Source organism: Nocardia sp. NPDC050412 (assembly GCF_044458825.1).
Classification (GTDB): domain Bacteria; phylum Actinomycetota; class Actinomycetes; order Mycobacteriales; family Mycobacteriaceae; genus Nocardia.
The window spans coordinates 431,236-455,319 of sequence record NZ_JBITIJ010000003.1; the positions used below are offsets into that span (position 1 = coordinate 431,236).

The 24,084-nt window shown below is 65.4% G+C and carries 23 protein-coding genes; 13 read left to right on the forward strand and 10 right to left on the reverse strand.

Annotated elements, in window-relative coordinates; translation table 11 throughout:
* Nucleotides 1–46: 46 nt before the first annotated feature.
* From ACIBI6_RS09880 to ACIBI6_RS09915, 8 genes are read left to right on the forward strand one after another with little or no spacing between them, the layout of a single operon-like run.
* On the forward strand, nt 47–2,779 hold the full coding sequence (locus ACIBI6_RS09880; RefSeq protein WP_396955767.1) for a phosphoenolpyruvate synthase: 2,733 nt from the start codon (nt 47–49) through the stop codon (nt 2,777–2,779).
* The gene (locus ACIBI6_RS09885; RefSeq protein WP_396955768.1) at nt 2,766–6,164 is read left to right on the forward strand and encodes an AMP-binding protein; all 3,399 of its coding nucleotides are present in this window, start codon (nt 2,766–2,768) and stop codon (nt 6,162–6,164) included. The genes ACIBI6_RS09880 and ACIBI6_RS09885 overlap by 14 nt, the downstream gene beginning before the upstream one ends.
* Nucleotides 6,161–6,412 carry a phosphopantetheine-binding protein gene (locus ACIBI6_RS09890; protein ID WP_364339042.1) on the forward strand — a complete coding sequence of 84 codons (252 nt, stop codon included), beginning with the start codon at nt 6,161–6,163 and terminating at the stop codon, nt 6,410–6,412. Before ACIBI6_RS09885 ends, ACIBI6_RS09890 begins: the two co-directional genes overlap by 4 nt.
* Entirely contained in the window at nt 6,409–7,500 is a 1,092-nt protein-coding gene (locus ACIBI6_RS09895; RefSeq protein WP_396955769.1) for an SDR family oxidoreductase, read from the forward strand. The genes ACIBI6_RS09890 and ACIBI6_RS09895 overlap by 4 nt, the downstream gene beginning before the upstream one ends.
* Entirely contained in the window at nt 7,497–8,429 is a 933-nt protein-coding gene (locus ACIBI6_RS09900) for a nucleoside-diphosphate kinase (protein ID WP_396955770.1), read from the forward strand. Before ACIBI6_RS09895 ends, ACIBI6_RS09900 begins: the two co-directional genes overlap by 4 nt.
* Nucleotides 8,426–9,412 (forward strand): ScbA/BarX family gamma-butyrolactone biosynthesis protein, encoded by a 987-nt coding sequence (locus ACIBI6_RS09905; protein WP_396955771.1) that lies wholly within the window; start codon nt 8,426–8,428, stop codon nt 9,410–9,412. Before ACIBI6_RS09900 ends, ACIBI6_RS09905 begins: the two co-directional genes overlap by 4 nt.
* A complete protein-coding gene (locus ACIBI6_RS09910) occupies nt 9,412–10,044 on the forward strand; it encodes a nitroreductase family protein (RefSeq protein WP_396955772.1) in 633 nt (210 codons plus the stop codon). Before ACIBI6_RS09905 ends, ACIBI6_RS09910 begins: the two co-directional genes overlap by 1 nt.
* A gap of 55 nt (nt 10,045–10,099) precedes the next feature.
* Complete coding sequence (locus tag ACIBI6_RS09915; protein ID WP_396955773.1) at nt 10,100–11,029, forward strand: hypothetical protein; 930 nt, start codon at nt 10,100–10,102, stop codon at nt 11,027–11,029.
* 18 nt (nt 11,030–11,047) lie between these two features.
* Here the strand turns inward: ACIBI6_RS09915 and ACIBI6_RS09920 are convergent, their stop codons facing one another.
* Nucleotides 11,048–11,515 (reverse strand): hypothetical protein, encoded by a 468-nt coding sequence (locus ACIBI6_RS09920; RefSeq protein ID WP_364339056.1) that lies wholly within the window; start codon nt 11,513–11,515, stop codon nt 11,048–11,050.
* Nucleotides 11,516–11,641: 126 nt separating this feature from the next.
* Here ACIBI6_RS09920 and ACIBI6_RS09925 point away from each other — a divergent pair, with 126 nt between their 5' ends.
* Nucleotides 11,642–11,872 carry a response regulator transcription factor gene (locus ACIBI6_RS09925; protein WP_396955774.1) on the forward strand — a complete coding sequence of 77 codons (231 nt, stop codon included), beginning with the start codon at nt 11,642–11,644 and terminating at the stop codon, nt 11,870–11,872.
* A 359-nt stretch (nt 11,873–12,231) separates the two neighbouring features.
* Here ACIBI6_RS09925 and ACIBI6_RS09930 read toward each other — a convergent pair whose 3' ends face one another.
* The 7 genes from ACIBI6_RS09930 to ligD all read right to left on the reverse strand — a co-directional run bounded on the left by ACIBI6_RS09930 (nt 12,232) and on the right by ligD (nt 19,841).
* Nucleotides 12,232–12,987, reverse strand: a complete 756-nt coding sequence (locus ACIBI6_RS09930) for a MerR family transcriptional regulator (protein ID WP_364339061.1) — start codon at nt 12,985–12,987, stop codon at nt 12,232–12,234.
* 94 nt (nt 12,988–13,081) lie between these two features.
* Nucleotides 13,082–14,590 (reverse strand): flavin-containing monooxygenase, encoded by a 1,509-nt coding sequence (locus ACIBI6_RS09935; protein ID WP_396955988.1) that lies wholly within the window; start codon nt 14,588–14,590, stop codon nt 13,082–13,084.
* Nucleotides 14,591–14,628: 38 nt separating this feature from the next.
* On the reverse strand, nt 14,629–15,591 hold the full coding sequence (locus ACIBI6_RS09940) for a ferritin-like domain-containing protein (RefSeq protein WP_396955775.1): 963 nt from the start codon (nt 15,589–15,591) through the stop codon (nt 14,629–14,631).
* A gap of 2 nt (nt 15,592–15,593) precedes the next feature.
* Nucleotides 15,594–16,556: an SDR family NAD(P)-dependent oxidoreductase gene (locus tag ACIBI6_RS09945; RefSeq protein WP_396955776.1), complete on the reverse strand. Its 963-nt coding sequence runs from the start codon at nt 16,554–16,556 to the stop codon at nt 15,594–15,596.
* Nucleotide 16,557: 1 nt separating this feature from the next.
* Complete coding sequence (locus tag ACIBI6_RS09950) at nt 16,558–17,544, reverse strand: alpha/beta hydrolase (RefSeq protein WP_396955777.1); 987 nt, start codon at nt 17,542–17,544, stop codon at nt 16,558–16,560.
* A 227-nt stretch (nt 17,545–17,771) separates the two neighbouring features.
* A complete protein-coding gene (locus ACIBI6_RS09955) occupies nt 17,772–18,728 on the reverse strand; it encodes a D-isomer specific 2-hydroxyacid dehydrogenase family protein (RefSeq protein WP_364339071.1) in 957 nt (318 codons plus the stop codon).
* 156 nt (nt 18,729–18,884) lie between these two features.
* A complete protein-coding gene (gene ligD / locus ACIBI6_RS09960; protein WP_396955778.1) occupies nt 18,885–19,841 on the reverse strand; it encodes a non-homologous end-joining DNA ligase in 957 nt (318 codons plus the stop codon).
* Between the two features lie 124 nt (nt 19,842–19,965).
* Here ligD and ACIBI6_RS09965 point away from each other — a divergent pair, with 124 nt between their 5' ends.
* From ACIBI6_RS09965 to ACIBI6_RS09980, 4 genes are all read left to right on the forward strand, one after another.
* On the forward strand, nt 19,966–20,406 hold the full coding sequence (locus ACIBI6_RS09965) for a MarR family winged helix-turn-helix transcriptional regulator (protein ID WP_396955779.1): 441 nt from the start codon (nt 19,966–19,968) through the stop codon (nt 20,404–20,406).
* Nucleotides 20,403–20,576 (forward strand): hypothetical protein, encoded by a 174-nt coding sequence (locus tag ACIBI6_RS09970; RefSeq protein ID WP_364339078.1) that lies wholly within the window; start codon nt 20,403–20,405, stop codon nt 20,574–20,576. The genes ACIBI6_RS09965 and ACIBI6_RS09970 overlap by 4 nt, the downstream gene beginning before the upstream one ends.
* Nucleotides 20,577–20,598: 22 nt before the next feature.
* Complete coding sequence (locus tag ACIBI6_RS09975; protein WP_396955780.1) at nt 20,599–21,180, forward strand: hydrolase; 582 nt, start codon at nt 20,599–20,601, stop codon at nt 21,178–21,180.
* Between the two features lie 63 nt (nt 21,181–21,243).
* Complete coding sequence (locus tag ACIBI6_RS09980; protein WP_364339080.1) at nt 21,244–21,453, forward strand: hypothetical protein; 210 nt, start codon at nt 21,244–21,246, stop codon at nt 21,451–21,453.
* 28 nt (nt 21,454–21,481) lie between these two features.
* Here ACIBI6_RS09980 and ACIBI6_RS09985 read toward each other — a convergent pair whose 3' ends face one another.
* Together ACIBI6_RS09985 and ACIBI6_RS09990 are read right to left on the reverse strand one after the other, a co-directional pair.
* A complete protein-coding gene (locus tag ACIBI6_RS09985; RefSeq protein WP_364339082.1) occupies nt 21,482–21,640 on the reverse strand; it encodes a hypothetical protein in 159 nt (52 codons plus the stop codon).
* Between the two features lie 259 nt (nt 21,641–21,899).
* A complete protein-coding gene (locus ACIBI6_RS09990; RefSeq protein WP_396955781.1) occupies nt 21,900–24,065 on the reverse strand; it encodes a RecQ family ATP-dependent DNA helicase in 2,166 nt (721 codons plus the stop codon).
* Between the last annotated feature and the right edge of the window lie 19 nt (nt 24,066–24,084).

Genomic DNA, 24,084 nt, shown 5'->3' on the forward strand with positions numbered 1-24,084 from the left:
GGAGCGCCTGCTCCGGTGCGGTGAATGGGGTGATGGGAGAAAAGTCTTGCAGCTACTCGGACCGTGGACCGACTCGACGACATTTGCCGCGCTAGGCGGGGGTAAAGCGGGTGGGTTGTACACCTTGCACAATGGTGGCTTCCGCGTTCCCGACTGGGCGGTGCTCGGCACCGACGTCTTCAACCGGTTCCTTATCGAGACCAACACCGACGTCGATTTGGCGGCTATTGTGTTGAATGTCACATCATCGGACGACCTCGATTCGGCGCTGGCCGCCGGTGCGGAACTACGCGCCGCGATCGTCGATGCGCCGCTGCCGCAGCCGGTCCTCGAACTGATCGACAATGCTTACAGCCGCCTGGGGGCGGGCGCGATCGCGGTCCGATCGTCGGCGGTCGTCGAGGACGGTCCCGGCCATTCCTATGCGGGCCAGTTCGATTCGTTCCTCAATGTCAACGGCGTCGATGCGGTCGCGGCGCGCGTGCGTGACTGTTGGGCCTCGGCCTTTTCCGAACGGTCCATCCGCTATGCCTTCGCGCACGGACAGCCGCGCGCCGATGCCATAGCCGTTGTCCTACAACGCCTTATCGATGCGCGGTCCAGCGGAGTGATGTTCACCGCGAACCCGATCAACGGCGCCGCGGACGAATTGGTTGTCAGTGCGGTGTACGGGCTCGGCGAGGGACTGGTGTCGGGTGCGGTGGACGCCGATTCGGTCGTGGTCGACAAAACCTCCGGCACCGTGCTGGAAACGACTGTGGGGGACAAGGATCGCAGCTATGCGCCCGCGGGAGCGCAGGGCTGTGCGGTGCTCGAGGTCGAGCAGCAGCGCCGCGAGAGCGCTGTGCTCGCCGATGCCGAACTGGCCGAATTGGTGGAGTGGGGACGCAAGCTGGAGGCCGATTTCGGTGCGCCGCAGGACATCGAGTGGGCCATCGGTGCCGACGGCCTCTGGTTCCTGCAGTCGCGTCCGATCACCACGGCGGTCACCGACGGCGCGGCGCGCGGTGCGGCACTGCGCGGGGCCGGTGAGGTGCTCGCCGACGGCGAAGAGCGAATCTGGGACAACTCCAACATCATCGAAAGTTTCAGCGGTATCACGTCCCCGCTGACCTACACGACCGCCGCCGACATTTACGGCCGCGTCTACCACGGTTACGCGAAGTCGCTGCGGGTGCCCGATGCGCAACTGCGCCAGACCGATCGATGGACTCCGGTGCTACTCGGCTACTTTCACGGCCGGGTCTACTACAACCTGCTGCACTGGTACCGGATGGTGGGCATCGCGCCCGGGTATCCGTTGAACAGGAAGGTGCTGGAGGCCGCGCTCGGCGTCGACGAACCGTTGCCCGACGAGATCGCGAAGACCTTGCGCCCGTTCACCTTCCGTACACGGCCGGCCCGACTGCGGTCGCGTGCGATTACCACGGTGACCTATGTGCGGCGACTGTTCGGCATCGACGATATGGTCGAGCGCTTCATGACCGACTTCTACCGCGTCTACGACGAATACGACGCACTCGACTACTCGACGCTGACCGGCGCACAGGCCTACGCGGCCTATCGCAAGGTCGACCGGGACCTGGTCGAGCGCTGGGGTCCGCTGATGGTCCTGGACGCAATCTTGTTGACCTGCACCGGTCTGATGTATCTGCTCACCAAACTGCTGCTGCCGAAGGCGCCGGAGTGGTTCCTGTACGCCGTCGTCGGGCCCGGCGCGGATGTCGAATCCGCCGAACCGGCGCGCGCTATGACCGAGCTCGCGAAGTTTGTCCGCGAGGATTCCGAGCTGGTGGCGTTGATCAATTCGACTGCGGCGGAGCAGATTTACGACGACATCGGTGACCGCACCGAATTCCTGGCCAGGCTCGAGGACTACATCGATCGCTACGGCTACCGCAGCCTGGACGAGCTGAAGCTGGAAACCCCGGATCTGCGTGAGGATCCCGCGAGCTTGTTCATCATGCTGCGCAGTGCGATCGGCCGCGTCGGCGAGGCGGCACAGCACAGCCGCAGTGCGGAGGCGGACGAATACCTCGACGCCAACCTGCACGGCTTCCGTCGGCGGATCTATGAGCGCCTGCGCGGCAAGGTGAATCGGTGCGCCGCGCATCGGGAGCGGCTGCGGTTCTGCCGGACCAGGGCCTTCGGCATGGTCAAGCGGATGATCCGGGTAATGGGCCGAGATCTGGTGGCGCGCGGCGTCATCGACGAATTCGACGATGTCTTCGCACTGACCGTCCAGGAACTGCGCGGCTGCTACGAGGGCGCCGACACAGACAACCTGCGCGATCTGGTCGCCACACGGAAAGCCCAGCGCGCCAGGGACGCCGAGTTGGTCGCTCCGGCCCGCTTCGTCACCGCAGGGCCGACATTCGGGCGCGCGGAACTCGCGCGCCAGGGCTGGGTGCCGGTCACCGACACTCCGGCGGCAACCGTCGGCACGGTCCTGCCCGGCACGCCCTCGGCATCAGGCATCGTCGAGGGCACTGCGGTGGTCGTCGACGAGCCACGCGACGTGGCAGGCGGCATTCTGGTGGCATACCGCACCGATCCCGGTTGGGTGGCCGCGCTGCCCTCGGCATCGGCGTTGGTGATCGAGCGCGGCAGCCCCCTCACTCATGTCGCGATCGTGGCACGGGAGTTGGGAGTTCCGACCGTGGTCCAAGTCAAGGACCTGACCAAGAAGATACGTTCTGGTATGGGAATACGGGTCGATGGCACGAACGGTACCGTGACTGTGCTGTCGGGAGGAGAGCCGCGCGATGATGCCGGATAAAGACGTTGCCGCAGTGCGTAATTGGCTTGCCGATCCGGCGCGTGACGCCGGGATCCACCTGGCCGACGAGGCCGACGGCTGGGAATACCGCAGCTATCACGATCTGGCGGAGCTGAGCTGGTCGATCGCGGCGCGCATGCGTGCACACGGTATGGGCAGCGGCGACGGCGCATGTGTGATCATGCCGACCGGATTCCCCTGTGCCGCCGCATTTTACGCGGTATGGGCCTGTGGTGGCGTCTTCACCCCGGTCGCGCCGCCGATGTTCGGCGACCTCGACCAGATCATCGCCCATATCGCGGCGATTCTGGAGCAGGCCCAGCCGCGTTTGGTGGTGACCTCGACCGAGTTCGAGCAGTTGGTGCGCAAAGCGGCGGAGGCGGCGGGACGCACCGATGAGCCGCTGGTGATCGATGCCGCGAATCTGGGTCCCGCGCCGGCGGAGCGCGAGTTCGGCGAGCCCGACGAATGCGCGCTGCTGCAATTCACCTCCGGATCCACCGGCACGCCGCGCGGAGTGCGGGTCAGCTGGCACAACCTGGCCAATAACATCGCGATGATCTCGTCGCTGATCGACTGGCGGCACGGCGAAACCATGGTCTCCTGGCTGCCGCTCTATCACGATATGGGCCTGGTCGGCGCATTTCTGACCACCGTGACCAATCAGGGCGAGTTGTATCTGATGCGCCCGGACCAGTTCGTCCGCGATCCGGCCCGCTGGTTGCGGGCCATGTCGCACGCACAGCACACGCCCTCGCCGTCGTTCGCCCTCGGTTATGTGGCCCACCGCGTCGCGCCGGAGGAGATCACGGATCTGGATTTGTCCGGCTGGCGCACACTGGCCGTGGGTTCCGAGCCGGTCGAGGTGGCCGATCTCCAGTCTTTCGCGGGACTGGCTGGCCGACAAGGCTTTTCGACCAACGCCTACACCCTTGCCTATGGTCTGGCGGAGGCGACGTTGATGGTGACTTCTTCGGCACGCAACCGACCCATCACCGCGCTGCGGCTGGACAATCCGAATCTGCGCTTCGGCCAACCGATTACGATCCTGGCCGAGGAATTGCTCGACGATACCCACCGTGTCGAAGGCTCCGGTTGGATCACCGGACTCGGCTATTCGACGCCCGAATCGACCGTGCGCGTGGTCGATGAAGACGGCCGGGAGCTGCCCGATGACACCCTCGGCGAGATGATCGTCGTCGGAGATTCGGTCGCGCTGGGTTACTCCGGCGAGCCCGACATCGGTTCGTCAACGCGGATCGTCGAGCGTGTGCTGTTCACCGGCGATGCCGGATTCCTGCACAACGGCGAGGTTTTCGTACTCGGCCGGATGGGGTCGAGTCTGAAGGTCCGCGGCCGGTCGGTGTTCATGGAGGACATCGAATCCCGAGTCGCACAGGAAACCGGAATCACCAAGGGCAAGCTCGCCGCCGTCGCGATCACCGAGGCCGGTGCCCAGGGCATCGCACTGTTCGCCGAATCGGCACCGGGCGGCTGGATTGCCGAGGCGCGCAGGATCATTCGCGGTGAACTCGGGCCCGCACAGACGGTGCATATCGTGACCGGCCCGCGCGGCATCATCCGCCGCACCTCGAGCGGCAAACCGCGGCGTCGGTATATGTGGCAGCTTTTCGCGGACGGTGCGTTGGCGGGCGCGGTGGTGCACGCGACCGAGGACGCTACAGAATCGGAGCTGCGCACCGACAGCCCGGCCACCGACGATGTTGTACCCGAGCCTGCCCTGCCTGCCGAACGAGTGCGACAGTTGCTCGATCGTGCATTGGAAAGTGTTGCGGTACCGCGAAATTCGACTGTGCTGTTCGAGGGGTCGCTGGCGGAAGGGTTCGGCAATGCCGGATCCGATGTCGACTTCCTGGTTGTCGCACCCGGTGACGAGGACCTGCCGACGCTGCCGACGGTGCTGTTCATCGATGGCCGTCGCGTCGAGGTGCGGACCAGGTGTGAGGCGCAGCTGCGCAATCAGCTGGAACTGGCGGCGAGTGGTTCGGACAAGATCGACGAGGATCTGCTCAACCGGTGTCAGCGATTCTTGCGCGCGACCGTGGTACAGGCCGGGGAACCGAATGTCGCGGAATTGCGTGCACTGCTGCCGCATTCGCACTTCACCGCCCTGATAGCCGACTGGTGGACCCGGCGTGCAACGCAGGCGCTGCGCTATGCGGTCGCGCTGCGGGGGCTACACGCCGACGCCGAAGCCGCCGACTGGGCGCGCGACGGACTGCTCCAGGCAATGAAGGGCTGGTCCGCCCGCAAGGGCGAGAGCTACCTGGAAACCAAGTGGCTGCCGCAACAGCTCGACCGTATCGGAACCGACGCGCTCATCGATCGCTACCACGACCTCACCAAGTCGACCGAGGTCGCATGGGAACACGTCTGGCAGTTGGCGGCGGCGCTCGGTGTCCCCGAGATCGCCGATGATCCGCACCAGATTCTGTTCGCGCGGCGCCCAGGAGTCACCACCTGGACGATCGGCGGTCGCATCCACGTGATCCGCGACGACCGCGACGTCTTCGCACTCTCGGACAGCGCGGCCCGCGCCTGGCGTTCTGTGGTGTTCCGGCATTCGTTGCGCGATGTCCTCGGCCGCGCCGATCACGACATCGCCGAGGATCTGCTCGAGTTCCTCGGGCTCGGTCTGGTCGGATTGCAGTGGCGCGGCGGGGAACTCATCGAACCTGCGCTAGCCATGTGTAAGCCGGTCAAGCCGTATACCCCGGTGCCCTACGCGGCCGCACCCGCCCTGGGGCTGACCGGTGCCGCACGCGACGATGTGATCGCGACGCTGTCACCCCTACCCGCAACCAGATTCACCGAATGCGCGCTGAATTTGGTGTGGTCCAATGTCGTCCTGGAGAACGCCAGGGAGGATCTGGCGGGTGCGGTCAAGAACTCGCAGGGCGCGGTCGCCGATATCGCCGCACACCGGCTCATCGCCATGGCGGTCCGTGTCCTGTTGTCCGCATTCGGGATTCACCCGCTACCTGCCGATGTCGCGCCCGCACAGACCCTGCGACGACTGTTGCCGGGCCACGCCCTGCGTCGTGATGATCTGCTGGCACAGCTGGAATCGGCACGGCGGGTCCGTTTCTCGGAGATAATCGGAACAGGCGGAGATACTTTCGCGGGTCTCGCGGTGCTGGACGATTTCGTCACACTGGTCCGATCGGTCGCGGCGGGGGCAGAGACGACAGCGGGATTCCCGGCCTCCTTCGATTCGCGTGAGCAGTGGCGGCGCACCCTGGCGATCGGTTACGACTGGCTGCGCATCGCCGGGTACCTGAATACCGACCTACCTCTGGACGAGGCCCGCGATCTGCTGACCTCCGGTGGCCAACAACCGCATCTGCGGGAAGGAGAGTCATGACTGCGGATAAGGTGCGCCGGATCGTCCTGGCCATGGCCCCGCAACCGCCCGCCGAATTGTCCGACGAGCACCGCCTCGTGGAGGATCTCGGCTTCGATTCACTGCGTCTGATGGAACTCACTGTTGTCCTGGAGCGGGCGTTCGAACTGCCGCGCTACCGGCCAGAGGAGCTGGTGGGCGTGCGCCGGGTCGATGCGGTGATCGCCCTGGTCGCGGGCAGTTCGGCGGCTGGCGAGGTGCCACTATGAGCTCCGGCGATACCGTGCTGGTGACCGGTGCGGCCGGATTGGTCGGCGCCGAGGTCGTGGCCAGGCTCGCGGCCGCGAGTCGGCCGGTCGCCGCTGTGCTGCACAGCAATTCGACTATCGTGCGCAATGACGGCACGCTGATCGAGCCGGGTACCGCAGTCGCGGGCGACGTGCGCGTGCCCGGATTCGGTCTCTCCGAGCGCGATACCGAAGACCTCGCCGAGCGAGTCGGCATCATCGTGCACTGTGCGGCGACAACGGCATTCGATGCATCGGCCGCGGACTACGAGGAACTCAATGTGGTCGGCACCGCGAATGCCATCGCGCTCGCACGTGAGTGGGAGGTGCCGCTGGTGCATGTCAGCACCGCATATGTGTGCGGTATGCGCGGCGGCACCATCGCCGAGGATGAACTCGATGCCGGTCAAACTTTCGGAAATGGCTACGAGGACAGCAAGTTTCGCGCCGAAAAGCTGGTGCGAGCGGCCGGGGAGCAGGGCCTGTCGTGGGTGATCGTGCGCCCCGGCATCGTTACCGGGGCCAGCGATACCGGCACGATCCGGGAGTACAAGAACCTCTACACCGTGGTGAAACTCATGGTCGAGGGCAAGTTGCGCGCACTGCCCGGCCGCTACGACGCGACGCTGTCGCTCGCGCCGGTCGATCATGTCGCCGACGTAATCGCCGCGGCCGTCTTGGATTTCGACTCCGCGCGCAATCGTACGCTGCACGCGCTCGGCCGCGATACTCTTTCGCTGCGCGAGGTCTCCGATGTGCTCGCCGAATATCCGTCCTTCGAGGTCGCCACCTTCGTGCCGGCGGCGACCTTCGCCGAGGACGATCTCGAGCCGATCGAGCGGGAGTACTACCGCCGCATCGGTTCGCTCTACACCAACTACTTCCGGCGACGGCTGGTATTCGACACCGCCCGTGCCGACGTGCTGCTCGGCAAGCCGTCCCCGGCCAGCGGCAAGGAGTATCTGCGGGTGCTGCTGGACTACTGCCTGGAATCGGGATACCTGGGCATGCCGCTGCCTTCGATAGCGGACATCCTGGCCGGCAACGACTTCGACGGGGCCGCCCCATGAGTGCGATGACGCCCGAGTCGCTGCGGGAACTGCTGAGCACGCTGACGCCATCACCACAGAAGGTCGACGCCTATGTCGCCGACACCTATGTCCAGGAATCGGTCGACCAGCTAGATCGACTCGGCCTCGACGTGGCCGAATTCGCCAGGGAGCATTCGCTACTGCTGCTCAAGCCGGATGCGATCGTCGCTCGTTCCGTCGAGCCGACGCTGAACTGGCTGGCCGACAACGGGTTTCGGATCGTCAGCGCATTCCGCGTCCCGGTGGACCGGCATCTGGCGCGCGCGCTGTGGTATTTCGCGTGGAATATCGCCTCCCCCGAACGCCGCCGTCTGGCCGATCTGCTGGTCGCCATCTCGGATGTGCTCGTACTCGTCGTGCACGCCCCAGACGGTGAACTGCCCGTACCGGTGCGGCTCACCGAGGCGAAGGGCGCTACCGATCCGCGCAAGCGCCGCCCCGGCGAGCTGCGGTATCTGCTCGGCCGCCACAACTATCTGCTCAACCTGGTGCATTCGCCCGACGATCCCGCCGACGTACTGCGGGAACTCGCCATCTACTTGGACGAATGGAGTCGGGCAACGGTGATCGCACAGGCCTGCACCGGAGCGGACCGCACAGCGGACGCGGTCGCGGTCGCCGAGGAACTCTATGCGCGCACACCCGCGCGCAGCTTCGATCGGGCGGACGCGCTCGACCGGGTGCTGCGCGATTCGGCAGGGAGCGGTAGGGCGGCCCCGCCCGGCTTCGATCCGGCTTCGGATGCGGACTGCGCGCAGTTGCTGTATCAGTCCTGGGCCGATGGCCGGGAGCTGGATCCGTGGTCGGCGATCGTACTCGGATCCTATGTACTTCCCATGCGGACCGGCACCGCGTCGCAGACGTTGCGGCCGGTGTCCGCCGAAGAATGGTTGGAGGGTCGAACGTGACCACAGATGCGGCCGCCGTGCAGACGGCGAGCCATACCCGCACGATCTCCCGGGAACTCGCACACCGATGCGCGGTCTCGGAGGTGTTCGTCACCTCATTGGACGCCGTGGGCGAGCACACCTTCGTCGCCGGAGCTCAACTACCCAGGATGCACGCGTATTACGGCGATCATGCCGGATCGCTTGCGGTGCGCCATGATCCGCTTGTGGTCATGGAGGCGGCCCGGCAGGCGGCCATCGCATTGACGCACAAGTTCTACGGTGTGCCGAACGAAATGGCCTTCGTGGTGCGCACTTTCAACGGCACCGGATCCGACACCGCCGCCTGGGAGGTGCGTACCGCGCCCGCCGATCTGGTGATGCATGTGCGAGTTCCGCAGCGTCACCAGCGCGGTGGCGCGCTGCAGGGCGTCGATATGGTGCTCGAGATCGAATCCGACGGCGAGCCGATGCTGACGGTCGACGGGTCCTTCTCCTGGGTGACCGCGCGACAGTGGTCGGCACTGCGTAGCGGATTCCGGGAAAGCCTGGGGCTCGGTGCGTTTCGCGGTGCCTCGGCACTGACCGAGCGCGCCGCACCCGCCTCGGTGGGCCGGGAGAACTGGCGCAATGTGGTGATCGGCCCGCCGGTACGCGACGGCGCGATCGCACGGGCGAGGTTGGTGCCCGATCTCGGCCATCCCTTCCTGTTCGACCACCAGCTCGACCATGTGCCCGGCAGCCTGCTCATCGAGGCCTGCCGCCAGACCGCATTGTCGATGGTCGTGCGCGATCTGCCCCAACTCGAGTGTGTGGCAAGTACTTTCGACCGGTTCGTAGAACTGGACCTGCCCGTGGAATGCATCGCCGAGATCACCGATGAAGGGGCGGGCAGTACCGTGATCCATTGCGAGATCCACCAGGCCGATGCCGTGGCCGCTCGGATAGATCTCGAATTCGCCGAGGATGCACTGGTTTCCGAGGCCGATCCCGAAGGAGTCTGATGGGCGAGGAGTTCACGGGCACCGACCTGCTGACCACCACCCGCGCATTCCGCCGCCGCCTCGACCTGACCCGTCCGGTCGCGCGCCAGGATCTGCTGGACTGTCTGGATATCGCGGTGCATGCGCCGAGTGGCACCAATCGTCAGCCGTGGCGCTTTTTGGTCGTCGAGGATCCGGCGACCAAACAGCAGATCGCCGAGTATTACCGAAAGGGTTTCGCCGCTTACCTTTCCGCGAGTACACCCCGTCCGGACCAACTCGGTGATCTGGCCTCCGGGCAGCACCTCGCCGCGCATCTACACGAGGTGCCCGCCCTGGTCATCGTGTGCTCTCTCGGTCGTCCACCCGCGAATGCGTCGGCGCTGCTGCTGGCCAGTTTCTATGGCTCGATCTATCCGGCGGTCTGGAACTTCATGCTCGCGCTGCACGAACGTGGGCTCGGCTGCACCATGACGACCGCGCACCTGGCCTATGAGCGTGATATCGCCGATCTGCTCGGGATTCCGTTCCAGCAGGTCACTCAGGTCGCCATGTTGCCGGTCGCTCATCTGCTGCCCGGCACCCAGGGGCCGGGACTGCGGCGCACGCCTGCCGCGGAGGTGACCATGTGGGACCGGTGGACGCAAGCGTGAGCGAGCGAATGTTGTCGCAGCGTGTACTGAAGCCGAGCGCCGGCGAGGCGCAGGCATGAGCGAGGTCGCTGGCACGTCGTCCCCGGGTGTCCTCGATTCCGTCGTTCGCATCGGGCGCTTCACCGCGGTCATGTACAAACCGCACTACGTTCTGTACGGCGTGCTGTGGGTGCTGGCGTTGGAGGGCACCGCAGCCCTTGTGTCACAACCGGATTCGGGCTGGCATCCGACGGTTTCCACAACTTTGCGCATCGTCGTCGTCGCGTTCGTCCTGCTGTATCTGCGCATGGTCGACGAGCAGAAGGACCTGGACTACGACCGTGTGCACAACCCGGACCGTCCCTTGGTCACCGGCGCGATCTCGGCCGCCGAACTGCGTGCCGCCATGGCCGCGATCGCCATCGGTGCGATCGCCGCCGGCCTGACGCTCTCGGTAATCTCCGCGCTCATGATCGCCGCAGTCCTCGCCTACGGCCTGGCACTGTGGGGTCTCGAGCGGTTATCGGCGACCATCCGAACCGATATTCTGGCGAATCTGGCCGTCACCTATCCGGTTCAACTACTGGTCACCGCCTATGTCGTCCTCTCTGCCGCTGACACCGGCGAGGTCCGCGCAATCTGGAAGACCGCGGCAGTTGCCCTGATTTTCGCGGGCGCATTCCTGCAATTCGAATTCGCCCGCAAGACATCTCGCACGCCACGCCCCGACGAGCACTTCTACTCCAATGCGCTCGGTGCGACCGGCAGCACGGCCTTCGGGCTGCTGTGCGCCGCCGTCGCCGCCGCTACCGACATCGTCCTGGTCCAGCCATGGACGAAAACGGCGGTCGTCGACTGGATTCCGTTGGCGCTCTTACTGCTTCCCATTTGGGGTGCGGTGAAGTTCGTACGCGGCAGCAAGCCGGATTATCCAGTACTCCCGGCCGTCCTGTTCATCCTGACGCTGTACATAGCGCTGATCATCCAGGCGATCACTCTGACGTAAGTCCGAGCGCAGCAGATTTCAGCCGATCGGCAAGCACGCCGACCCGAGATCGACGCCCGTTCCGACGCGCACCACAACTGAGCCCTCCGACTCGGGCGTGTAATTTCCGCCCACGTACTTCGCCCGCAACGTGTGATTACCGGTCGTTGCGGGCTTCCAATCGACCTGGGCCGTCAAGGAGACACCATTCGACGGCGTCGCCTTGTTCACCGTCGGTGTGACACTGCCGAGAAACGTCGCGTCATCCCAGAACTCCACCGGCGGAATATAATTCCCGAGCCCGAGCGCCGAACTCCCCGCCACCGTTGCCTTCAGCTGCGCCGTGCACCCGGTGGCCGCCTGCCCGGATAGCGTCACCGCGGTGGTGACATCCCCTGGTGCGCCGACGGCGGTCCCGGCGGCCAGCAACGACGCACCTCCCAATGCAACGACTGCGGCGAGAACCGCGAATCCGGACGAGATACGACGAACAGCTGTGATGGCCATGTTGGCTCCTGCACTCGCGATAATCCGACCGAACCAGTGTCGGCACAGCCTCGTCCCACCGCAAGATCTGAAAGGCCTCAGCCGCCGTAGAGCCGGATGAAATCCTGGGTGGGTTCGAGCGACGCCATGACCGCACCCTCCCGAATTGTGCTACCTACGAGGCTAGCGACGCTCTCACCACGGGAACGCGAAGTCGCGGCCCGCGTCGCCGCCGGTAAGAGCAACCGCGAGATCGCGACCACGCTGGTGTTATCCGAGCGCACCGCGCAGAACCACGTGCAACACATCCTGACCAAGCTCGGATTCGCCAACCGTAGCCAGATCGCGGCCTGGGTAAGCATGAACCTCCACCGCTGACCCACCAGGACCTGCGAAGATGCTTCATCGCGTGGCCGAAGTAACGGTTGTGTTGCCATGGGCTCATATGGCGTTGATTCCGCCGGAATTGGGAATTCTTGGTGACACGTCCCGTGAGCGGAATGAGGTGCCACATGAACACAGTGGTATGCGGCGACTGCTGGCGTCGCGAAAACTTGACGTTCGCACAGCGACTGGACCCGGCATTCATCCGGCCCGGATTTGCCCATCTTTGCCCGGAGCACCGTGCCTGTCGAGCCGAAACGCTCGGTCGGCCCGAGGCCGGACAATCGGCGGCGTGAATCCCCGAAATCAACGCGCCTCCCAGCGAATTTCGCTGGCGATCAAGGCGCGTCGGGCTATGAACCGGTACGTCCGCGTTCGCGCTCCGCGGCGGTGGCGAGGTAATCGCCCAACTCGCGCCGCAGCGTGACATCGAGCGACCGGGCAAGGGTGGCGTGCACCGAGGCGACGGCCAGTTCGCGCATTTTGTTGAGCATCGTTGTGGTGTCGGCGATTTCGCTGCTGGTCTCCGGCATCCAGCCGGCCCCGTGTTCGTCGACGATGTGCTGTTTGGCGGCCGTGATCATGATGTGGGTGATGTCATCGATGTGGTCGGCCACCTTGGCGTAGATCTCGATGAGCGTGCGCAGTTCCAGGCCGTACTCGTGCAATTCGGCGAATGAGGTGAGCAGTGCGGTATCGGTGAAGGCGACGGTATCGCCCTCGATCCGTACCAGCTTCATCTCCGCGAGCCGGTCGACGAGTTCGTCGGTATCGGTGCCGAGGATCGTCCCGATCAGTTCGCGGGGCACCTCGAAGGTTTCGTCCTTGGCCCAGCTGGCGGTCACCGCGTGTTGCAGACCGAGGACCTCGGTGAGGTCTTTGCCGGTTTCCCAGCTGGTGATGAAATCGGCGATATGGGCGGTGGTGAAGCCGCGCTGCAGCAGCGCATCGATGAGTCGCAGTCGCTCCAGATGCGAATCGTCGTAGATGCTGGCGCGTCCGTCCTTGCCGATCGGCGGCGGTAGCAGCCCGCGTTCCTGGTAGGCGCGCACATTCCGGCTCGTGGTGCCCGCGGCGCGGGCGAGATCATCGATCCGGTACTCCGGCACCGGTATCACCTCCCATAGCGACTAGGGCACGCTGCACCGGCGGCCAGAATGCGGTCGAGGGGAGTCTAGCGTCCCGGCCACCGGTGCCCGTCACTCAGGAAATCGCCGCGATCCGCTGCTGCGTCGTGCGCGCTGCGGGTACGACGTGATAGTCATCGAGGTCTACGGTCCGCAGCTGGCCCACGTACTGGGTGGCGAAACCCGGGTACATGGTCGCGTTGAAACCGTCCTCCGTGAGATACCAACTGCGGCAGCCGGAGTTCCACGTGGTGCTGCCGAGGCGCCGCTGGATCGCCGCGTTGTACCGATCCTGCCGGTCCAGGCGCACATCGAGCATGCGCAGATTACGGTCCAGGATGGTGCCGATCGCGCTCACCAGATAGTCGATCTGGGCCTGCATGTACACAAGCGCCGAATTGTGTCCCGGTCCCGAATTCGGCCCGAAGGTGAAGAACAGATTCGGGTACCCGGATACCGCGATGCTCTTGTAGGCATACGCGCCGCGGCGCCACTCCTCGGCGAGTACCCGCCCGTCCCGGCCGACGACCGGGATGGGCGTGCCGGTCTTGGAGACATCGAATCCGGTGGCGAAGACGATGCAATCGGCCTGGTGCTCAATACCTTCCGCAGTGCGAATGCCGTATTCGGCGATGCGGGCGATCGGCCAGGTGATCAGCTTGCAATTCTCGCGCTGCAGCGCCGGATAGTAATCGTCGGTCATCAGCAGCCGCTTGCATCCGGCACGGAAGTCCGGGGTGAGCTGGCGGCGCAGCCACGGATCCTTGACCTGTCTGCGCAGCTGAGCCCGCCCGACGAGTTCGACCACCCTGGTCAGCGGGGTATTCCAGACCACACCGAGCGCGACGGATTCGTGCCCGTAGAACCAGGCCAGGCGCGAGAGGGATTCGGCCGCGGGCACCCGGCGGTAGAGCTGCTTGGTCAGCGGGGTGGTGCGCCGATTGACCCGGGGCAGTACCCAGCCCGGCGTCCGCTGGAACACTTTGACCGAGGCCGCCTGCTCCACCAGTTCCGGAATGATCTGCACCGCACTGGCTCCGGTGCCGACGACCGCGACCTTCTTACCGGCGAAGTCGTAGTCGTGATCCCAACGGGCACTGTGGATCTTGTGGCCCCGGTAGTCCTCGATGCCGGGGATGTTCGGCAGACTCGCATTGGCCAGTGGGCCGGAGGCCAACACCACTGCTCTGGCGCGGACGGTCTCCGCGCGGTCTTCGATCGCGATGTCCCAGCACCCGGCGTCCTCGTCGAACGCGATCCCGGTGACGTTGTGACTGAAGCGGAAGTGCTTGTGCAGTCCGAACTTTGCGGCCATCGACTCGATATAGCCGAGGATTTCTCTACTACCCGAGTAGGTGTGCGACCAATTCGGGTTCGGGGCGAAACTGTAGGAGTACAGCCGCGACGGAATATCGCATGCCGCACCCGGATAGGTGTTGTCACGCCAGGTTCCGCCGATCTCGGTGCCACGTTCGAAGATCGCGAAATCACCGATTCCCTTTTGTTTCAGGCGAATCGCGGCACCGATACCGGCGAAACCGCCGCCGATAACGGCGACATCCAGGGTATGCCCCCCGCCCCTCATCGAATCGCTGCGCGATGCCATATCCATCTGTTCCTTGTTCATGCCGCGGGCTCGTAGGTGAGTTCCTTGGACCAGGTCGGCTGCGGGCGCAACAACCGCTCGGGCACCCGGGCGGTGATCTTGACCAGTGCGTCGGCCAGCAGGTGATAGGGGTGGCCGCGATTGACCACCCAGAAGGCGTGCCTCTTCACGATCTGATACATCGGCAGCCTGCGCGCGAACTCGCTGCGCTCGCCGACATTCGCGTAGCGCTTCATCGCCGCGTACAGCTTCTCCTCGTCGACGCCCATTTCGACAATGTTGTCGCGCATCTTGTTCAGCAGCGGCACATAGCTCAGCACGCCGATGATGAGCGACGGCTTGGTCCAGCCGCCGACCAGATCAATGAGCAGCTTGCGCATCTGCCCGTGCCCCAGCAGATCCATTACCGCGAAATCCACGGCCAGATGCCGGGATTCATCGGCATTGATCTTCTTGAAGGCCTCCTGACAGATCGGATCCTCGATCTCGTCCATGATGAACTTGATCAGCGCACCGTCCAGCGCCACCTCCAGCATCGGGATCACCGTGCCGAGGAACGACAGCGACATATCGTCGGAGTACTGGTCCAGGAAGTCGATGACCAGTTTGACGTTGACATTCGGCTGCGGAATCTCGTCGCCGTCGAGCATGCCCCAGCGCCGCATGAGCGCGAGTTCGGCGTTGGCGTGCTTTTGCTCCTCGGCGTGGAAATAGCGGTAGATCTCGCGCAGCGTCTCATTGGGCGCCTTCTTCGCCATGGCGGCGAAGCCGCGCGCACCGACATTCTCGATCCACATCAGATCGGCCATGAACGGTTTGAGTTTGGCGTGCAGATCGGGTGAAATCGTTTCCGCGCCGGGCGCATCCCAGTCGATATCGGCCAGCGCCCACTGGCGATCCTTGATCTTGCGGAGCATATCGTCGAAATCCATAGCGTGGCGATCGCTTGCGGCTCGCTCGAAACGGTCAGCGTTGGCCATGATCAGACTCCCGTCTTATCGGAGACCGAAGACCGGTCCGTGATGGTCGAGTCCTCCTGTGGCAGTAGCCGATCCAGGAGACCGAGGGCAAAGGTGTACTGGGCGGGGAAATAGCGCTTGAGCCGCCAGATGAGGTGCGCGTCCAGTTGCGGTAGCACATACAGTTGGCCGCGGTCGTGGGCGTCGAGGGTGGTGCGTGCGACGCTGTCGGGGGAGAAGCCGGTCAGGCGCATGAGGGTGTCGGCCAGTCGGGCCGATTGCGGCGTAATGCGGCCGTCGCGAGCGACATTCGTCTTGACGAAGGTCGGACATAGCACGGTGACCGCGACTCCGGTGCCGCTCATTTCGGCGGCCATGGTCTCCGAAAGCGACAGCACCGCGGCCTTGGACGCGTTGTAGACCGCCATTGATGGTGCGGCGGCGAAGGCGGCCGCCGAGGCGACATTGATGATTCCGCCGCTGTGTTGATGGGGGCGTCCGGGCAAGCTACCGCCGCCGGGCCCGTCGCTCCCGCCACCACAGGCGGCGCGCAGTTGCGGTGCGAAGATCTCGCATCCGTGCACCACACCCCACAGGTTTATGCCGAGTGCCCACTCCCAGTCGTCGAAACCGATTTCGCCGACCGGCTTTCCACCGATGCCGACACCGGCATTGTTGACCACCAGCGTGACCGGGCGCTCGAAGAGCGTTTCGGCAAAGCGCGCAAGGACTTCCACGTCTTCACGTCGCGAAACATCGCAGCGGAACGCATGCGCGGCACCGGGATGGTCGCGCTCGATGAGGGCGACTGTCTCGTCGGCGCGGGATTCATCGATATCGGCGCAGATCACCTGTCCACCGCGCTCGGCGATTTCGAGTGCGAAGGCCCGGCCGATGCCGCTGCCCGCACCGGTAACCACCGCGCGGGCGCCATAGCTGCGGCGCGGTCGGATCCCCACGGGGATGAGCCTTTCCAGTCCGAACATGTCAGCTCACCTTCTTCGTGACGGTCTGGGAAATCAGTGCGGTACGCAAGAATTCGGCGGCCCGATCCAATGCCTTGTCCGCCTCCGGCACCAGCAGCGGCAGCGCCTGGAAGACGTGCACCTGGCCCGGCCAGATCTCGAGTGCGCAGTCGCCGCCCGCATCGCGCACCATCGCGTGCAGATGTCGGGCGTCGGCAACGAGCATTTCGGCCCCGCCCGCCTGGATCAGCAGTGGCGGCATGGCCATACCTGGCGGAATTTGTAGCCGCAGGCGCGGTTCGTCGGCAGGTAGGTCGCGAGTGTAAGCATGGGGAAGTCGGCTGGCCGCGCGGGCTGAGATCACCGGATCTCGTTGCCGCCGTTCCTGTTCGGTGGCCAAACCGAAGGTGAGATCGATCAGCGGGGAGAACATCGCGACGGCGGCGGGTTGCGGCCGGGCGTGGCGGTTGTTCTCGATCAGCAGATCCAGTGCCAGATGCCCACCCGCCGAATCGCAGGCGATCACCAGGTCTTGTGCCGCGAAACCGCGGTCGAGCAGCCAGCGGTATCCGGCCTCGACATCATCGGCGGCGGCCGGAAACCGATGCTCCGGCGCGAGCCGGTAGTCGGTGAGGAAGACCGGCAGTCCGGTCTTCTCGGACAGTTGTGCGGCTAGGCCGCGGTGGGTACGAGCCGAGCAGAGGACGTAGCCGCTGCCGTGGATGTAGTAGATGGCGCGCTGTCCGAAATCCACGCCTGGTGCGCGGACCCATTCACCGCGGACAGTTCCGGACCTGACCTGGACGACGGATATGCCACGCGGCGGTGGACCCGCCGTGGCCATGATCGTCGCGATCAGTTTGCGTGCGAACCACACTCCCGGCGCGTTCAGAGGTACCGCATTGTTCAGCGGCCGCAGCCCGATCTCGCATGCCGCGGCAGCGAGTCTGGACCGTGCCGAGGGCACCGTCGCAACGTCGGGGACCGAGGTCCTCGTTGACCTTGTCATGAGCTAAGCGTCAGGCATGAATGTGCCAGTTGTCAATGGCACATTTAAGGCAGGCTTCTTGTCGGTGCGTGGCAGTTGTCTCCTGAAGATCCACACCAAGGGCTCACTGGCGGCATGGCGTTTCGTCCCTCAACGCTGCCGCGGTGGGCGGGGATCAGTGGGAGCCGCGCCGCGGCTCACCAGTGCTGTCGCCGAAGCCGACACCAATCGGCTCCGATCCGCAATGGTCAGTAACCTCGTTCGGTATCGATCGGCGCGAGCAGAGCGCGTCCGGTGGTGAAGCGCTGCACATTCGCGCCGACGTGGTCCGCGAAAGCCGCGAGTCGCAGCTGCGGTGGATTCGAATCATGTGGTGTGACAATGGCATTCGGCAGCACCCAGAGCGGGTGACCGTCCGGCAGCGGTTCGGGATCGGTGACATCGAGGCCGGCGCCGCCGATCGCGCCGGAGGCCAGTGCGGCCACCAGTGCGTCGGTATCGATGAGGCTGCCGCGCGCCACATTGATCACCCAGGACGATGGCTTCAATCGGGCCAGTTCCTCGGCTCCGACCAGGTGTTTCGTCTCGGGCGTCGCGGGGGCGGCGATCACTACGTGATCGGTGCGCGGCCAGATGCGCGCGAGATGTTCGGCCGGAAGTGTTTCGACGGTATCTGGAATTCCGGGCCCGGTCACCTGGCGGCCGGAGCGGTTGACGGCGACGATGTGCGCGCCGAGCGGGACGAGCATGGGAATCAGTGCGCGCCCGATTCCGCCCGCACCGACGATGGTCACCGTCTTACCGTGCAGTGTGCCGACATGCGGGAAGAAATCGTATTGTCGCCAACTGCCTGCCCGCAGGTGTTCCGGCAGGTACCGGACCCCGGCGAGCAGCAACATCAGCGCGTGCTCGGCCACACTCGCGGCGAAAGCGCCTGCGGCGGAAGTGAATCGAACCTCCGGATGCCGCGCGAGAATGCCCGCGGTGAACCAGTCCTCGACACCGGCCGCGGGCAACTGCACCCATTCGATGGACGCTGGCAACTCGTCCGGGAATTCACCGGGACCGCCCGCCCAGATCAAGGCCCTGGCCTGAGCTAGATCCGCGACGGTCGCGCCACCCTCGACCACCGCCTTGCGCAATAGCGTCGGCGCGGGCATCGACGGTCCGATCGCAACCGGCACCGGAACCTCGGCGGGGCTCATGGACGACCTCCTGTCCCGGGCAAAACCACTGGCACGGCGCCTGCGGATGCTCCTTAGCGAACCGTAACACCATGTGCCCGCCTGACCCGCGCACCCTGAGCTCGCAAACAGCCCCGTACACCGGATGTGTCGCCGCGACAAATGGTGTGTGGGCGGTCAGTCCTCGTCGAGATCGACGTCCAGATTGTCGCGATCGGCCCACTCCAGCAGTTGGTCGATGCGGAACACCGCCTCGTCGATGCCCTCGTGCAGATCGCCGAATTCGGCGAAGCGCGCGGGGACCGTTTTCATGGTGAAGTCGCGCGGGTCGATGTCGGGTATCTCATCCCAGCGAATCGGCGTCGACACCGTCGCCTCCGGGACGCCACGGACCGAATAGGCCGCGGCGATGGTGTGGTCGCGAGCGTTCTGGTTGTAGTCGACGAACAGCATTTTCGGATCGCGATCCTTGCGCCACCAGGTAGTGGTCACATCGTCGGGTGCGCGGCGCTCGACCTCCTGCGCGAAGGCCAGTGCCGCCCGGCGTACCTCGGCGAAGCCCCACTCCGGCGCGAGGCGCACATAGATGTGCAAACCCTTGCCGCCGGAGGTTTTCGGCCAGCCGACCGCGCCCAACTCGTCGAGCACTTCCTGCGCGACGCCCGCGACTCGCTGCACCCGTGACCACGGGCAATCCGGCATCGGATCGAGGTCGATGCGCCATTCGTCGGGTCGCTCGGTGTCATCGCGCCGCGAGTTCCACGGATGGAACTCGACCGTGGACATCTGCACCGCCCAGATGACATCGGCCAGCTTGTCGACGCAGAGTTCGTCCGCGTGTCGGCCATAGCGCGGAAAGAAGACGCGCACGGTCGGGATCCAGTCCGGCGCGCCAGCGGGCAGCCGCTTCTGATGCACCTTGTCACCCGCCAGCCCCTTGGGGAACCGATGCAGCATGCAGGGCCGGTCCCGCAGCGCGCGGACGATGCCGTCGCCGACGCTCAGGTAGTACTGCACCAGGTCGAGCTTGGTCGCGCCGGACTCCGGGAAGTAGATCCGGTCCGGGTTGGAGATGCGGACGGTGCGGTCGCCGACATCGAGTTCGACAGCGGGCGACGCGGACTTACTGGCCACCCGTCCGACGATAACGGCTCGGTAGGTCCGGCGTGGGTATCCCGAGTGATATCCGGGGTGATATACAGCCAAACTATGCAGGTGGAACTGTACAGGTGAGACTGAATAAACTAGGGTCGATGACATGGACGAGAAGATTTCCGAATCGGCCGTCCGAGCCGCCAGTGAGGTGCGGATTGTCCTCGGCCGACTGTGGCGGCGCATGCGCGAACTGGCCGCCGATGACGACCTCACACCGTCGCAGACGGCGGTATTGAGTCGCTTGGATCGAGACGGTGCGGCATCCACCAGTGATCTGGCGGCGGCCGAACGGGTGCGGCCGCAGTCGATGGCAATCACCGTCGCGGCGCTGGATCGCTACGGATTCGTCGAGCGTCGTCCGGATCCCACGGACGGGCGCAGACAATTGCTGTCGTTGACCGATGCGGGCGTTGAGCGACTGAAGGGCGATCGACAGGTGCGTCAGGAGTGGTTGGCGCGCACACTGCACGGGCGGTATACCGAGGCGCAGCGGCGCACCATCCTCGAGGCCCTGGCACTGCTCGACGATGTGGCGCAATCATGACGGCTGTCGAAGAGCACTCCGAATCAGCCGCTGACGCAAAAGGATTCGATCACCGGCGGATCGAGCCGATGATCCTCGGCTCGATCCTGAATCCGATCAACTTCTCCATGCCCGCGGTGGCGCTGGTGCCGATCGGGCGTTCGGTGCGCCGCGGTCGGATACGAACGTAATTCAGCTCAGAAAGGGTTGCCCATGCCGGTTACTACGCTCGACGAACGCACCGCCCTGGTCGTCATCGACCTTCAGCACGGCATCGTCTCCGCACCGCGCCAACCACATTCTGCCGCCGCGGTAATCGAGAATTCCGCCGCGCTTGCCCACGCCTTCCGCGAGCACGGCCTGCCGGTCGTACTTGTTCGCGTCTCGTTCGCGCCCGATGGTGCCGATCAAGTCAAGGGGCGCAACGAATTTACGTTCCCTGGCGGAAATCCGCCCGCGGGTTGGGACCGGATCGTGGACGACCTCACCGGTCATCCGGAGGATATCCACGTCACCAAGCGCAACTGGGGTGCGTTCTACGGCACAGACCTCGATCTGCAACTGCGTCGACGCGGCATCACCCAGATCGTGCTCGCCGGAATCGCCACCAGCATCGGCGTCGAATCCACCGCCCGCGCTGCCCACGAGCACGGCTACCACGTCACCCTGGCCACCGACGCCATGACCGACTCCGATGCCGAGGCCCATCGGCACAGCGTCGGCAAGATCTTCCCGCGCCTCGGCGAAACCGGCAGTACCGCCGAGATCATCGAACTGCTCGCCGCGACCCGCTGATCCGCGGCTTCGCCGGTTGTGAACACCGATGCCATTCGGGGCGAACGGGCGCACACTGGCGAGATGATGACCAAGCTGATGCGAGCGATTCGGCGACTATTCGGTCGGGGCGCGGTGCCCGCGGGCGGTGGCCGGGGTCCGGGCGGGGCCGGTGGCGGCGCCGCGGGCGTCCGCGAGCCGCGCCGGCCCATACCGCCGGACGACCGACTGAGCGACACCAAACGGATCGAGCCGGACCCGCCCACGCTTCGACTACCGGACGCACGTCAGTAGGGCGCGGCCGGTGACCACCCACGCAGGCTCAGTCGGGCTCGCGCAGCTCCGGCATAGGTGGTAGCTCGATGGTGTCGGCTATCGGGTCGATGCGCAGGTTGTCCAAGGATTCGAAGAATGCCTCGGCCGAGCCGTACCGCGCTTTGACCTCTTCCAACAGCCTTTTTGCGGGCAGGTTCGAGTACATGGGCATATCGTGACCGATAATTCCGGTCCGAAACGTCGGTTAGCTAAATATTCGCCAGTTTGTTAGTTGTCGATCGGCGAACACCACGCTCCCGGACGTAGCCGGTGCGAGGTACCAGTGCTGTCCAGATAGCTCCTGAGGTATCGAGATCCGTCGAGTGCAGTCACATGGCTGTGCCGCGGGGCGTGTCGTGCAGCGTTTCGACTGCGCTCGGCGAGCTAGCCGGACCTGAATGCGCGGCAACGTATCCGGAGGGGCACTAGGTCTGTGTGGCGAGTGCGAACGGCAAGACCGCCGGTGCACCCGCGTTGCGCAGTGCATGAGCGGCCACAGTCAGCGTCCAGCCGGTATCGGAGAGCGCGTCGACGAGCAGGATCGGACCGTCCGCCGAACCCAGATCCGGGATCAGCCAGGAGTCGAACAGCCCCGCTACCCGGTGGGCCGAGTTCGCGGCGGAGACCGGCGGCCGGTCCGGACGCAGTTGCAAGGTACCGAGGTCACGCAGGCGGCCGACCTCGGCGAGGCGGGCGGCGAGGGTGGCATTGAGCACCGGATAGCGATGTGATTCGAGGGCCATCACCGAGGTCGGGCGGGTCGTCCAATTCCATTCGCGCAGCACCGCGATGCAGGCGTCGAAGACCGCATCCGGAACCGGATCATCGGGCGCGTCCAGCAGGGCGCGCAGGCGCTGACCCCAGCCGAGATCGGTGAGCCGACCGAGCGCACGTCCGGTCTCGGCGCCGTTGGTAATCTTGCCGGACAACGGAATACCGAGTTTGGCCATCCCGGTGGGCCACTGCTTACGCGGGGCGAGATCTAGGCCGGGACGGTCGAGTCGGGCGCGGGTCGCGGCGATGGCCGAGGAGTCGATGGTGGTATCGAGGCGGGTGCCGGTGCAGTTGTCGCAGCGGCCGCAGCCGGGGGCGTTGGCCTCGAGTGCGGGCAAGCCGGGATCGTCGAGTTGGCGGCGCAGGAATTGCATCCGGCAGCCGGTGGTGCGCTGATAGTCGATCATCGCCTGCTGTTCGACCTCGCGGGCAGCCGCGAGACGTGCATAGCGCTCGGTGTCATAGACCCACGGCTGTCCGGTGGCGATCCAGCCGCCGCGGACCCGCCGCACGGCGCCGTCCACATCGAGCACCTTGAGCACCATTTCCAGTCGCGAGCGGTTCAGCTCCACCATGGGCTCTAGTGCGACGGTCGACATGGCCCGGTCGAAATCCAGTGCGTCGAGTACCGAGCGCACGATGTGTTCGCGCGGAAAGGCAACGGAGGCAAAGTAGCTCCAGATCCTGGCGTCCTCCGGACCGGGCAGCAGCACCACCTCGGCACGATCGGTGCCACGACCGGCGCGACCCACCTGCTGGTAGTAGGCGATGGGGGAGGACGGTGCGCCGACGTGCACCACGAAACCCAAATCGGGTTTATCGAAACCCATGCCGAGCGCCGAGGTCGCGATGAGTGCCTTCACCTCGTTGTTCAGCAGCGCCGCCTCCAGTGCCTCGCGTTCGGCGGTATCGGTTTGCCCGGTGTAGGCGGCGACATTATGTCCGTGCGAATTCAGCACATCGGCGAGGTCGTGCGCGGCGGCGACGGTGAGGGTGTAGACGATGCCGGAACCGGTCAGTTTGTCGAGGTGTCCGCTGAGCCATGCGGTGCGCTCGACGGCGTCGTCGAAGTGCACCACCGACAGGTGCAGTGATTCGCGATCCAGGGTGCCGCGCAGCACCAATGGGGGTGGTAGGCCGACGGAGTCGGCGGACGCAGAGTCGGTGCCGATCTGGGTGGCGACATCGGTGACCACCCGATCGTTGGCGGTCGCGGTGGTGGCGAGTACCGGCACATCGGAGCCGAGATCGGCGATCAGGGTGCGAATGCGGCGGTAATCGGGTCGGAAGTCGTGACCCCAGTCCGAGACGCAATGCGCCTCGTCGATCACGACCAGTCCGGCGTCGGCGGCCAGCTTGGGCAATACCTGGTCGCGGAAGTCCGGATTGTTCAGCCGCTCCGGGCTGACCAGCAGCACATCCACCTCGCCCGCGGCTACCCGATCGTGGATCTCATCCCATTCGGTGACATTGCCGGAGTTGATGGTCGCCGCGACGACGCCCGCTCGTTCGGCGGCCGCGACCTGGTTGCGCATCAGCGCCAGCAGCGGCGACACGATCACCGTCGGCCCGCGCCCCGCCCGCCGCAGCAACTTGGCCGCGATGAAATACACCGCCGACTTACCCCAGCCGGTGCGCTGTACCACCAGAGCCCGCCGCCGCTGCACAATCAGCGCCTCGATCGCCGTCCACTGATCCTCGCGCAGTTCCGCCTGGGGGCCAGCGAGGTCGCGCAGTAACTCCTCGGCCCGTTCCCGCAGGTCAGGTGCGGTGAGGTCGATCGCTGAAGTACCGGCCGCGGTGGTCATGCGCTCCATCGTGCCTGATGCCACCGAC